This is a genomic window from Pseudomonas sp. ABC1, from assembly GCF_013395055.1.
Taxonomy (GTDB): Bacteria; Pseudomonadota; Gammaproteobacteria; order Pseudomonadales; family Pseudomonadaceae; genus Stutzerimonas.
In genome coordinates, this window is the sequence record NZ_CP058349.1 from 962,670 (window position 1) to 975,670 (window position 13,001).

At 58.3% G+C, this 13,001-nt stretch carries 13 protein-coding genes; all 13 read right to left on the reverse strand.

The window, feature by feature from the left end; genetic code table 11:
• Positions 1-105: 105 nt before the first annotated feature.
• A complete protein-coding gene (locus tag HW090_RS04225; RefSeq protein ID WP_179112304.1) occupies positions 106-3,294 on the reverse strand; it encodes a DUF6701 domain-containing protein in 3,189 nt (1,062 codons plus the stop codon).
• Complete coding sequence (locus HW090_RS04230; protein WP_179112305.1) at positions 3,287-3,709, reverse strand: hypothetical protein; 423 nt, start codon at positions 3,707-3,709, stop codon at positions 3,287-3,289. The genes HW090_RS04225 and HW090_RS04230 overlap by 8 nt, the downstream gene beginning before the upstream one ends.
• Complete coding sequence (locus HW090_RS04235; RefSeq protein WP_179112306.1) at positions 3,699-4,505, reverse strand: type II secretion system protein J; 807 nt, start codon at positions 4,503-4,505, stop codon at positions 3,699-3,701. Before HW090_RS04235 ends, HW090_RS04230 begins: the two co-directional genes overlap by 11 nt.
• Positions 4,505-4,924 (reverse strand): prepilin-type N-terminal cleavage/methylation domain-containing protein, encoded by a 420-nt coding sequence (locus HW090_RS04240; protein ID WP_179112307.1) that lies wholly within the window; start codon positions 4,922-4,924, stop codon positions 4,505-4,507. The genes HW090_RS04235 and HW090_RS04240 overlap by 1 nt, the downstream gene beginning before the upstream one ends.
• A 9-nt stretch (positions 4,925-4,933) precedes the next feature.
• Entirely contained in the window at positions 4,934-5,392 is a 459-nt protein-coding gene (locus HW090_RS04245) for a prepilin-type N-terminal cleavage/methylation domain-containing protein (protein WP_179112308.1), read from the reverse strand.
• A gap of 26 nt (positions 5,393-5,418) precedes the next feature.
• Positions 5,419-5,949 (reverse strand): Tfp pilus assembly protein FimT/FimU, encoded by a 531-nt coding sequence (locus HW090_RS04250; RefSeq protein ID WP_256930743.1) that lies wholly within the window; start codon positions 5,947-5,949, stop codon positions 5,419-5,421.
• A gap of 4 nt (positions 5,950-5,953) precedes the next feature.
• Entirely contained in the window at positions 5,954-6,439 is a 486-nt protein-coding gene (locus tag HW090_RS17970; RefSeq protein ID WP_179112309.1) for a prepilin-type N-terminal cleavage/methylation domain-containing protein, read from the reverse strand.
• A 171-nt stretch (positions 6,440-6,610) separates the two neighbouring features.
• Positions 6,611-7,129: a type II secretion system protein gene (locus HW090_RS17975; RefSeq protein WP_179112310.1), complete on the reverse strand. Its 519-nt coding sequence runs from the start codon at positions 7,127-7,129 to the stop codon at positions 6,611-6,613.
• A 120-nt stretch (positions 7,130-7,249) separates the two neighbouring features.
• Positions 7,250-7,708, reverse strand: coding sequence for a type II secretion system protein (locus HW090_RS04265; protein WP_179112311.1), 459 nt, complete (start codon positions 7,706-7,708; stop codon positions 7,250-7,252).
• Between the two features lie 26 nt (positions 7,709-7,734).
• A complete protein-coding gene (locus HW090_RS04270) occupies positions 7,735-8,970 on the reverse strand; it encodes a type II secretion system F family protein (protein WP_179112312.1) in 1,236 nt (411 codons plus the stop codon).
• Between the two features lie 22 nt (positions 8,971-8,992).
• Positions 8,993-10,720 carry a GspE/PulE family protein gene (locus HW090_RS04275; RefSeq protein ID WP_179112313.1) on the reverse strand — a complete coding sequence of 576 codons (1,728 nt, stop codon included), beginning with the start codon at positions 10,718-10,720 and terminating at the stop codon, positions 8,993-8,995.
• A complete protein-coding gene (locus HW090_RS04280; RefSeq protein WP_179112314.1) occupies positions 10,717-12,084 on the reverse strand; it encodes a lipopolysaccharide assembly protein LapB in 1,368 nt (455 codons plus the stop codon). The genes HW090_RS04275 and HW090_RS04280 overlap by 4 nt, the downstream gene beginning before the upstream one ends.
• Positions 12,081-13,001, reverse strand: a complete 921-nt coding sequence (locus HW090_RS04285; RefSeq protein WP_179112315.1) for an ExeA family protein — start codon at positions 12,999-13,001, stop codon at positions 12,081-12,083. The genes HW090_RS04280 and HW090_RS04285 overlap by 4 nt, the downstream gene beginning before the upstream one ends.

The following is a 13,001-nucleotide window of genomic DNA, read 5'->3' on the forward strand; positions in this document are numbered from 1 at the left end:
GGACGGGCCTCGGCGTATTCTTGCACAGAGCCGCCCTGCACGTTGCCAGGGACATGAAATGCAACGAGACCGGGGCAGCGGATACCTGCGGCTATGCAGGAACCACTAGCGATAGACCTCGCGGCGGAAGATCAGGGGTTTGCGGCCCTCGTAGATACCAAAGGTCACGGAGCTGCGTACCTCTGCCGGGCTGGTACCGCTATAACTGCACACGCCACCCAAAGGGGCATCGCCAGCGGTACGCTGCTGGCAAAGCCATATAGCAGGCTGAGCAGTCGCTCCATTATTCGGGCCGGTCAATAGGTGCTTGAGTAGAACCTGCCCACGCGGAGTGGAAGGCTGTACGCTGATACCCAGCGATTGTTGATTCCATGTTCCAACAGCATCGGCCGTAACGCTGGTAATCGGAGGGTTTTCGTAAACCAATCGTTCCTTCAGATCGTTCGGAGCAGCCAGGCTTGTACAGCTATCAACCGCAGCAGCCCAACCGGCAGTTCCCCAATGCTCCAGAAGCAAAGGAACGGTACCCGTACTGCCAGTCGGCACATTGATATTCTCACTGCGGACACGTCCAAGCCGGAAGGCGCTGGTACTGATCGCAGCTACGACAGGCACACCCGTCGTAGCCAAACCGCGTGCTGCCACGCTCTGCGTGATATCGGTACGTTTGAAATAAACATTGTCCAGATCATGCCAGTCCCATACGGCCAACTTCAGGCTGAAAGGTGTATCGAGCGCACTCGGACTGAGGGGCCGGGTATAGCTGTAGCTGCCGCTGGGAAGGAAAGATGCGCTGGCGGACGTTGCAGCAAAGGCTGGTAGCGGAATGACACGCCCGGCAATAGCGGACGCCTGACCTGATTTCGGGCTGGCTGATTCTTGATAAAGTTCGTAGCTCAAATTTCCACTAAACCGCCAGAAGTCGCCTATATAGTTTTTCGTCTCATCCCCAACGCGATTCTTACCGATAACCTTAAGCGCCCCGCTCAGCGATGTGGTCTGGCCCTGGTAAGTAAAACCTGATGGGTTTTGGCAACCGACAGCCTGACTGAGCGTTGCACCAACTTCCAGCCAGGCGGGGATGATACGACCGACTGCCCCACTGGCACTGACGGCATGCCCCATCGACTCACCCAGGTAGTTCGGCGGCGAGGCAATAACCCTGAAGATACCGACTTCACTCAGTGTCTGAGTCAGTGTCGTCACACCTTTTCCCTGAGCATATTCGGTCGCCCCCAAAGCACCGGATTTACCATTGCTTGGTGCGATAACTTCGCTTTCCAACGCAATCGACGCCTGCTGGTAGTTGGGCGTGACTGCATTTGAACAGAGGCTCACACTGCGGCGATCCGTTTCTTTTCCATCGGTACTCGACGTCCAGATCACGGCCTTCATTCGCTGCTCGAATCCATCGCCGGCCTTGGTCAAGATCTTATCGGTCGCTTTATTAGTGACGCTCTTATCAGTATCCGTTTCGAGACAGAGTCCCCAAGGACGGGAAACAAAACTCGTCTCTCCCGCCAGAACTACTGCAGGATGATTGCCCTCGGCAGGCAAAGACAGCTCCGCAGTCACCTTTACTTTCCCGGCATCCGAATACGCCATTTCCAACTTTTCGGAGACACCATTTTTAAATGTCAGCGATCTGCTCCCGGGAATCGCGTTCTCACCAACCTTGAACGTCTGCCCCGCCACACATTTATTGGGGTCAACACAGGAGAAATCAAATGAAACACTCTTCTGACCTTCAACCCTCGCTTCGCAGGCTTTTGTGTCTGGATTTGTAGTAATTGAATGCAAGTAGGCATCGAAAGGCTTACCTGCAATCTGAGCGGGAATTTTGGTCAGCGCACTTTTATCACCCGAAATAAAAAGTACAGAGTCCTTGAAATTTATTGAGCAATTGGAGAAGTCACATACTAGAGGAGTATCCGATGTAATCTTCGAGAGGCCACCATTCGGATTCCTTAAAAACGTCTTACCCTGACCACTTGCATCAATAGCCACGACAGAGTTGACAAAAGAACCATTACCTACAGCAAGAGAGAAAGATGCCGGCCCCGGAAATACTTTCGTACAACTCGAATCAGCACAGGCCTGCACAGAAACTTCAGTAGCCATGCAGCTTATTGCGGAACCAGTGTGATACAGACGCAGATGATTTATTTTTATACTACCCGAGCCATCGCACAAACTAGCGGGTGTCGAAAGGGGTCGAGTACCACCGCTAAACCTCTGACACTCTCCAACAATACGGCTAGATGAGTCACCAGTAATCAACGGACTCCACTGACCATAATCTGGCACATAGACAGTGCCATATATAGTACTCCCATTCAACTTAACATTGGCACTACCGTTAACCCTTATATTAACCGGATTCGAGTCAGACCCAATAGTACTATTGACAAAAGTAGCTGAACCAGCAACCCCAATGGAATTTCCCGAGGTCATTTTCACCCCTTCAAAGTAGCCGGGATTCAAATCAGTGAATGTGTAATCACCTCGAATCTCTGTATTGCCATCACCTTTGATGGTCATACCTGACTGCGCTGTCGCCCCACCATAGAGATTAGTGCCATTGGTCGATATACTGCAGCAATTAGTTTTGACAAGTTTCGCAACACTACCTCCGATCAATTCAATTGACCCACTTGTACTGGTCAACGCCCCCCTAAAAACAGTACCTTGCGCAGAAATTTTGGTTGCCGTAACAACCACATCATTCTCAACCGCCCCACCAACCAAACTAACCCCACCACTACTAGAATTTATATTCGCATAAAACACCGTATCTTCAGCCGAAACTCCATTATTGGCACTGACGTTACCATACACACTAGCACTCGCAGAGGAAAAACTCCCCGTCACACTTACAGAGCCTCTTACAATAGCCCCACCCTCAAGTCGAACATTATTACTCTGCCCGTAGATAGAACCATTTAGCTCCACACCTACAAGCCTTGTCGTATTACTTCCTTGCGCCTCCAAATCAATGGTATAACCAGCACCACCAATAACAACTTTACTTAAATTAAAACCACTATAAGAAAGAATACGTATATTACCACCTGATAATAATTTATCCCCAGGCTCCAGAGAAAACGGCTGATGCCAAGCACAAACATAAACACTGCCACTCCATGTCCCAGCGTTACCATTACACAAAGCTGGCGTTTGTGGCGGAGCCAGATTATAAGTAGCTGCTTGCACCCACCCACAGAAAGAGAGGATGACAAAAGAGAATACAGCGGCACACGAATAGATTTTAAGCTTTAAGATACTATTACTCACTTTCAATCACCGCCGTCAATCGTCTATAGGCATAATCCGGAGAACCAGAAGCACCATATTCAGCCGTAGAAGTAATTTCATAGATCGTAACGCTGCCACTTTCTTCTTCTGGCACCAGAATCGTTTCGTTCGTGCAACTTATTTCCACGTTAAATCCGCTCAAATTCGGAAACTCCTTCTTCTGAGCAGAGAAATTACTGCAACCCGTCGTCTCCACCGCTCCAATACCCCACTCCACCCCCGCCTTTGCCGCCTGATAAGCGCGGGCCTGTTGCAGGGCAAGGACGACCGTGCCGTGCTGGGTGGTTGCCAGTTGCATCATGGCGGCGATGGCTCCCGCGACGATCAGCATGACGAAAATGGCGGCAACCAGGCCGAAACCGGCCTGTGAGCGATAACTCAGGTCAGGGCGCATTGTTCACCTGTACTTGGCGATACAGGGTGACGGACTCGCCATCCTGCTGGAGTTTCAGTTCGATGGTTACCAGGCCATTACGCTCCAGGGTGCCTGCATCGTAGTGAAAGCGGCAGGTGCCGACGCTGTTGGCCAGGATCGTGGGTGTGCCTTTTGTGAACGTCACATCCGGCGCTTCATGGCGACTCAAGCGACTACCCGCGCACTGGTAACGCACCGTGTCTTTCGCCATATAAAGGCGATGCTGAGGCGATGCATTAGGAAAGAGCACTTCCGGGGTACCAACACCCTTGCTTAATTCGGACGTTACGCTATTCCAGGCAAAGGCCGCCTTGACGAGAGAGTTGCCCCAGATATTTTCTGGCCGGGTGTTGTAGATGATCAACCAATAGCCCGTCGTTGAAACGGAAGGCACCTGGAAAGGCCCCAGAATCGGAATGGTACATGCTCCTGCTGGACAGCGCGGAGGGTCAAAGCGCTCGCCATTAGAAACAATGGTATTGGCCCGATAGCGGCCCGCAACCTCGATCAGCATAAGGTCCAGCGTCGTACCGCCGGCACCGGCAACTCGCACCGAGTTGGGCACGGCCAGGCGTATATCCCGCGCCATACGGTCCAGCACGATGGCGGCCTGGTCGGTCAGCGACGCCCGCAGGCGCTGGTCGGTAAAGGCCTTGAGCGGGCGGTTCATTGCCGTGCTGACCAGCACGACGACGATGGAGGCCAGGACGATCACCATGATCATCTCGATCAGGGTAAAGCCTTGCTGGCGGGTGGGTTTGCGGAAGATGAGCATTACTCACCCTCCCCATAGTGACGATAGCCCGTCAGGCGGATGTCTTGCCCGTCATTGGAAACGGTCACGGTGAACGATGTCAGATCGACCGAATCCATGCTGATTTCATTGCGTTCAACCTTTATCAGGTAGTTCTGCAGGATCGCCATGGGTTGGTCGTCGATGGGGTTGAGCAATGTCCGGGCGTTGATGTATTGATCGGCATGCGTCTTGGCGTCACCTTCCGACATGGCTTGCAGGGCTTCCAGCACACCCTCGGCGAGGTACAGGCCCTGTTGCTGGAGCAGCGGGTCGACCGAGCGGCTGATAATGCTGGCCTGGGCAGCATAGAGCGCCACCAGCACGATACCCAGGATAACCAGGGTCATGACCAGTTCGATCAGTGTCATGCCGCGTTGCCGGTGTGGAGAGTGGCGCATGGGCGCTCCCTAGTCGATAAAGCCTTGCGGGGTCACGGTAAAGCTCAGTGAAGCGCCTGTACCGGTTACGGTTACGGTCACATCCGCAGTGGCGTCGACCACCTGCCCCAGCGAGCCGAAAACCAGCGGGCCTGACAGGCTTGCACCAATTCCCGTAGGGGCGGTGCCCTGGTAGTTATTGCCGCCGGGATGGTAAACCGGCGCATCGTTACACCCTGAAGTTGCCGGCAGACCGGTATATCTCAGGGAGTAATTACTGCCGACGGCAGTAACCCCTACACGACACCCCGTCGCCAGCGCCGCCTTCTGGGCATAGCGCGAGGCACTGATCAGCTCTTCATAGTAGAAGCGCTGGTCGAAATCGCTGCGGTCGAAAAAACGCGGCATCGCCACTGCGGAGAGAATACCGAGCAGCACGATGATCATGATCAGCTCAACGAGCGTAAAGCCTTGTTCATGTGACTGCATCCGGCCTCCAGGTATGCCGAAGGGGCTTATTGACGACAATCCGCCGCCGCCACGGGAAAGCTGCTGCCGGGCCAGGCGACGAATTTGAAAGAATCACCCGTATTGGCCGGGAGTTGATACATAAAGCCGCAGGTACCGGTCGCCATATCGTGGGCGTTGCGGTGCACGATACCGCAATAAGGCGTTTGCGCTGTATTGCAAACACCTTCGTCATCTTCATGGCCCGCACCGACGAAATCATCCAGCAGGTTGGCGGCCAGCAAAAGCGAATAGCGATTGGCCGGGTAGCCATGGCGCACGCTGATATCCGAACCCCGGAAAGACATCGTCTCGGCGGTCGCCCCCATGCCCTTGCCGCTGATCATGGACTGGCTGTGCACGGCAGCCACGGTCACCCGCACGGCATCCAGCGCCGCATTGACCCGAGCAGCCCGCGCCGGGGCACCGAAGTCGTACATACGCGGTATCGCCACGGCCCCCAGGATACCCAACAGCACGATGACCATGATGAGTTCGATCAAGGTAAAGGCAGATTGCCTGGTAGACAGTCGGGGCATGAGGTTATCGGTCACGGCAATCGGCAGCGGTGACAGGGAAATCGCCACCGCCACGCAAGGGCTTGAATTCAGGGAAGGTATTGGCCTGGGTTGGCGCGCTGTAGGTAAAGCCACAGCCGGTATTGCGGGTGCCCAGGCTGTCTTTCAACGCAATGCCATTCGTGCCATGGCCATCGAAGTCCGTTTCCAGCCCGGCAGCTCGCAACAGAGCATAGGGTGTGGCCGGGTAGCCGAACACGACCTGCACCTCGACACCTTCGAAGGCGATCAGCCTGCCGCCGGCATCCAGGCCTTCACCGCGCATCTGGGCAACGGCGTTGACCAGCCTGACTGCCGTTTTCGCAGAGCCCAGGGCCGCATTGACCGTCGCCGCACGGGCATCGGCCTGCAGATCGCCAAAGCGCGGTAAGGCCACGGCAGCCAGAATGCCCAATATAACGATCACCATGATCAACTCGATCAAGGTAAAGCCGGATTGCTTTGGGGGCATATTCCTTTTCTCCCGCCGAACAATAAACGACCCGGCAAGCCGGGTCGTTTATTTCACCAAGTAGGATGGGTTGAGCGTAGCGATACCCATCATTGTGGGTTGCCTATGATGGGTATCGTCGCGATGCGACTCAACCCATCCTACGGGCTGCCGGAGTCAATAAATCAGAAATCAGTTACTACCACCGCACTGAGCAGCAGTCAGTCGCGCAGTTCCAGAGGCCGAGGCTGTACCATCATCCCCCACACCGGTTACAAATGAAGGAGCCGTAGTTGCCGATGTGGCTGCACTATAAGTAAACGAGCAACTAGAGAGATTAGTAGGATTGCCTCGCTGGGTAATAACACCACTAGATATCGTGTAATCACCTTCCAATCCAGCAGCCCTCAAGATACCTGCCGCGGTTGCAGCTGGATAACCGAAAACCAGATCAATATTCTGTCCCTCCAAATCTATGGTCAGACCGCTTCCATCTTGTGCCTGAGTTCCTGTTGTCCCCTTCGCAGTGACCATAGCATGAACGATAGCACTAGCGGACTTGGCAGCTCCAAGCCCGGCGTTAATCGAGGCCGCACGCGCATCTGCCGACAAATTACCAATACGCGGCAACGCCACCGCCGCCAAAATACCGAGAATCACGATAACCATGATCAGTTCGATCAGGGTAAAACCGCCTTGTTGCTTTTTCATCATAAACCCCTTTATTTCCGGGCGACCGTCATAATTCCGTACGCCATAAAAATGACGACCGGACTCTTTATTTATCAGAGCGACTATCGTGCCCGATAAAATTCTGTACTGCGAAGGCCATTAGCCATCGCTCCATCTGTAGTCTACTTCACCCGTTTGGCTATTGAAATAAATAAGCCCAGCGGTCTTGTTCGACTTATATATGCATTGTACGCCGCTCAATTGCGTCTGCCAGTCCTGACTGTCGTCCAGACCGATAGTCGGCGCAGGCGCATGCAGTAAAGCGCGCCAGAGACCGATGCAGTCATCGGCGCTTTCCAGCGTTTTCCTGTCTCCCGACCCGATGGGCCAGCCCTGTTCGTTGAAGACCAGGCGCGCTTGCTTGGGCGTGCCATCGAGCCGCTCCAGATAACTCGGCAATTGCCGCTGTTCATGCGCCATCAAGACTGCTCGCGACAAACTGCCCGCGGTGAACTTGAGTGCCAGGCGGTAGGAATTCTGGATGGTGACCTGGAAATGGTACAAGCCCACCGCCAGCACGACGGAGAAGATCAGAATCACCACCATCAGCTCGAACAAGGTAAAGCCCCGTTGCGTCCTGTCCATCAGCCCGCCCTGGATGCCGCCGATGACAGTTCCCACATCGGCAGGAACACGCCGAGGGCCAGCACCAGCACCATGATGCCCATACCCACGATGAGGATCGGCTCGACGGCATCGGCCAACTGCTTGAGGTCGTAATCGACCTCCTGCTCGTAGAAGTCCGCCACTTCGATAAACAGGTCGTCGAGGGCGCCGGTTTCCTCGCCCACGGCCATCATCTGCAGCACCAGTGGCGTGAACAGACCGCTGTTGGAGGCTGAGCGTGTCAGCGACTCTCCGCGTTCGACACTCTCGCGCATCCCCAGGACAGCCTCGCCGATATAGCGATTGCCGACACTGGCGCTGTTGATGGAAAGGGTCTGCAGCAGCGGCACGCCGGCGCGGTACATCATGGCGAACGTCCGGGTAAAGCGCGCCAGGGCGATACGCTCGAAAATCCCGCCGATGATCGGCAGCCGCAGCTTGATCTGGTCCCACTTGCGCTCGCCGGCCTCGGTCGCGGTCCATCGGTAGAAAGCATGAATGCCGCCGAAAATCCCCAGCAGCAGCAACCACCACCAATCACGGGTGAAATCGGAAAAGCCGATCAGGATGCGGGTTGCCAGCGGCAGTTGCGCATGGAAGGAGTCGAATACCTTGGCGAAGGCCGGAATGACGAAGATATTGATCACCCCCATCGCCACCGCCATCGCCACCATCACGAAGATCGGGTAGCGAGTGGCCTGCTTGATGCGCTTGCGGGTTTCGCGCTCCAGTTCCAGGTAGCTGGACAACTGGCGGAAAGCCTGGTCGAGCTGGCCGGTGTTCTCCCCCACGCTGATCATGCTGATGAACAGGCTGTTGAATACCTTGGGATGCTGATTGAGGGAGACAGCCATGGATTGGCCACTCTCCAGCCCGGCACGGACATCCTGCAGCACTTCGCGAAAATACAGGTTGCGGTTGGATTCGCCGAGGCCGGCAATGGCACGGATGATCGGCACACCGGCCTTGGTCAGGCTGTACATCTGGCGGGTGAAGATGATCAGTTCGTCCAGCTCGACCTTTCTGCGGCGCAAGCGCTTCAGCAGGACCGCCAAAGCATCTTCGCCGGACTCCACCTTGACCTCGTCGATGGTCAGCGGGGTGACCCTTCTCGACAGCAGTTCGCTGGCTGCGGCATCCGCACTGACGGTTTCCAGGGTGCCGTCGACCTTGGCTCCCGAGCTGTCGCGGCCGGTATAGCGAAAGCTGGGCATCAGGGGCGAGCCTCGCAGGCGTTCATTGCAGCACGTCCTCGTCACTCAGCGTCGCGCAGACTTTCAGCACTTCATCGACACTGGTGACACCCGCCATGGCGTAGTCCAGGGCACAAGCAGCCAGCGGACGATAATGCGGTTGCTGGCGGGCCGCTTCGGCGAAGCTCTGTGGATCGCCCCGGCGCAGTGAGGACACCATCGCTTCGTTCATTTCCAGTAGTTCGAAAACGCCGATGCGCCCACTGTAGCCGGTGTTATGGCAGTGGTGACAGCCGCTGCCACGCTTGAACACGGCCCCCGCCAACGAGCCGCCATGCAGAGCCTCCAGCCATAGCCGCTGCTGCGGTTCGGGCTCATGGTCTTCCATGCAGTTTTCGCAGACACGACGGATCAGTCGCTGCGCCAGCACGGCATTCAGCGCCGTAGCAACGAGGAAAGGCTCGACGCCCATGTCGATCAGGCGCATGGCCGAGGTCAGGGCGTCGTTGGTGTGCAGTGTGGACAGCACCAAGTGACCGGTCATCGCCGCGCGCAGGGCGATCTCGGCGGTTTCCTGGTCACGGATCTCCCCCACCAGCACCACGTCCGGGTCCTGGCGCAATGCGGCGCGCAGGACGCGGGCGAAGGTCAGGTCGATCCGCGTATTGACCTGCACCTGGTTGATACGCGGCATGCGGTATTCCACCGGGTCTTCCACGGTGATGATCTTCAGCTCCGGACTGTTCAGTTCGGCCAGGCCGCCGTAGAGCGTGGTGGTCTTGCCCGAACCGGTCGGGCCGGTCACCAGCACCATGCCATGGGGCCGCTGCAACAGCCGACGAAAGCGTTCGAGAATACCCAGCGGCATACCGCTGCCTTCCAGCGTCGACATGCTGCCGCTCTGGTCAAGCAGACGCATGACCACCGACTCGCCGAACTGCACCGGCATGGTCGAGACCCGTACGTCGAAGTTGTGGTTGCGCACACGGATATTGAAGCGGCCATCCTGCGGCAGACGCTTCTCCGAGATATCCAGCCCGGACATGATCTTCAAGCGCATGACCAGCGCCGAAGCGATACGCTGCTCCTTCATCACCTGCTCGTTGAGCACACCATCGATCCGCTGGCGGATACGCACCACGCCTTCGTCCGGTTCGATATGGATGTCCGAGGCCTTCATCTGCACCGCATCTTCGAACAAGGTCTGCAACAGGCGCACCACCGGTGCGTCGCTGTTGCTGTCGGAGCCGAGGCGGGACAGGTCGAAATCGCTCTCCTGCAGCTCGCCTTCCAGCTCCCCGGCCAGCGAGGCGATCTGGCTGGTACGCCGGTAGACGCGATCGAGGGTGTCGAGCAATTCAGCTTCGCGCACCACCGCCGGGTAGACACGCTTGCCCAGCAAGCGCTCCATTTCGTCCTGGGCGAACAGATCGAGCGGATCACTCATGCCCACCAGCAGACCGTCGCCCTGGCGCGACAGGACGATAACGCGGAAACGCCGCGCCACGGCTTCCGGCAGGCTCTGGGTCAGGTCGCTGTCGAACTTGTAGTGCTTGAGCTCGACGAAGGGAATCTGCAACTGCTCGGACAGCGTCGACAGCAGCCGCTTCTCGTCGATGAAGCCCAGGTCGACAACGGTACGCCCAAGCTTGGAGCCGGTGCGTTTCTGCTCCTGCAAGGCATGCTGCAATTGTGCTTCGGTGATCAGCCCGGCCTGGATCAGCAGGTCGCCGATCCGGACCTTGCGCTGGCGAATGTCCTGCGGGTTCATGGCCTGCCTCCCAGTGCGCCAGCGCGTTCGTTGGCGAAACGCCGCGCACTGTCATCGAGCCCCTGCCCTTGCAGGGCAAGGCGGTAGTGACGACCGGCTTCGCCAGGCCGGTCCAGTTGTTCCAGGGCGATGGCCAGGCCCAATTGCCAGGTGCCCTGCACCGGACGCAACGCCACCAGCGCCTGGTAGCTGGCAGCACTGCCACGCCAGTCGCCGACCTGCTGGTACAGCGCCGCCAGCAAGGCATGGTAGGCCGTGTCGGCTGCCAGTGCGGGCGGGTTCTGTTTCAAGGTCGCCAGGGCAGCCGCTGTATCGCCTGCCAGCAATTGTCCGCGCGCCAACAACAGGCGCAGTTCCGAATCCTGGGGGCGCTGCTGCAACTGCACGGGCAACCAGCCCAGCAGCGCCGCACTATCGCCTTCGGCCAGGTAGGCACGTGCCAACCAGCGGGTCACTTCGCGGTTGCCCGGTTGCTTCGCGTGCAGTGCCTGCAAGGCCTCGATAGCCCTGGCATGGTCACCGTCGTTCAGCCACTGGCGCGCCTGCGACAGAGGGTCAGGGGTATGGTTGGTGATGCTGACGGAGGTCGGTCCGCGCACAACGGGCGCGATAGGCGCCACTGCGGGCGGTGGCGCCAGAGCTGTTTCGACGGGGCGCGCCGGCCTATCGGGGGCAGGTGCGGTACGGGTGACCCAGTCAGGCCATTGTGTATCGGCCAGCGCAGCCGGCTCGGCCTGGGGCAGGTCGATATCGGTGACGTCGGGCTGCTGCTCCAGCGGCACTTCGAGCCAGAGCTGCCAGCGATCGCCCATCGACTCCAGGCGATCACGAACCTCCAGGCGCTCACCCAGCCCGACGAACTGCACGCGTACTTGCTCACCCTGCTGTTCGACACGCCAGGACAAGCTCTGGCCGTTCTTGTCGATACGGCCATTACGGGTTTCACCACGCAAGCGCACCTGCTCCAGCAGCAGATCGACCACGCCCTGCTGATCCGCACGCTGATAGCTGGCCGAACCATCCAGCAGCAATTGCAGTACGAAACGCCGACCATCGTTCTGCGGCAACACCTCGACCAGTGCAACCTCGGGCTGCGCGGGCACGACCGGCTCGACCGGCGCCAACTGCGGAGCCGGCTGCGAAATGACCGGCTCCAACGGCGCACTGCCCTGCCGCCAATACAGCAACGCCGCGATCAGCAACACGACGACCAACAACCCGGCCAGCAGCCCAAGCAACTGCCAACGCCGGTATCGGCTGATACGACGCTCATCCACAGCCTGCATATCCGCCAGCCGCTCCCGCTCCGCGGGCGAGGCGCGACGGGCCTCCAGATCGCGCAACATGTCGTTGACCAGGCTCATGGCAGCACCTCGCGCACCTGCGCCAACCAGGGCCAGCCGAGCAACAACAGGCCGGCAACGACGACGCCCGCCAACAGCCACCAGGGCCAGCGCGACGACACACGTCGGGCGCCCTCGGTGTCCTTCAGCGCTCGGTGCACATGGCGCGCACTGATCTGCCGCGCGCCGTCGCCATAAGCGGCCATCAGGCATTTGTTCGCCAGGATATTCAGCAGCCTCGGCGTACCGACACTGCCACGCACCAACAGGCGTACCGCCTTGCCTGCGAACAGCGGCTCGCCGCGATAACCGGCGACCGCCAGGCGCTCTTGCAGGTAACGGCGCGCATCGCGCACATCCAGCGGGCGCAGGCGATAGGAAAAGGTGATGCGCTGGCGCAGTTGGCGAAAGTCTTCGCGAGCCAAGGTCGCATCCAGTTCGGGCTGGCCGAACAGCACCACCTGCAACAGCTTGCGCTGCTCGGTTTCCAGATTGGTCAGCAGGCGCAGCCCCTCCAGCGTCGCACTCGGCAGCGCCTGGGCTTCATCGATCAGCACCACGGCACTCTTGCCGGCGGCCGCCAGTTCAATCAGGCGTTCGTGCAGCGCGACCTGCAAGGCATGGTTATCCAGTTCATCGACATTGGCGATGTGCAGCTCATGGGCCAGCGCCTGGCGCAGCCCCATCGGGTTGAGCGCCGGGTTGGGCAACCAGGCGACCTGATAGCGCTCGGCATCGAGCTCGTTGAGCAAGGCACGGCACAACAGGGTCTTGCCGGTCCCGACCTCGCCCGTGACCTTGATGAAACCCTCACCCTCACCGAGGGCCACGCGCAGCAGGTTCAGGCAGGCCTGGTAAGGGGCCAACTGGACCAGAAAGTCGGTGTTCGGCGTCAGCGCGAAAGGCTTCTCACGCAGGCCGAAGAAGGCTTCGTACAT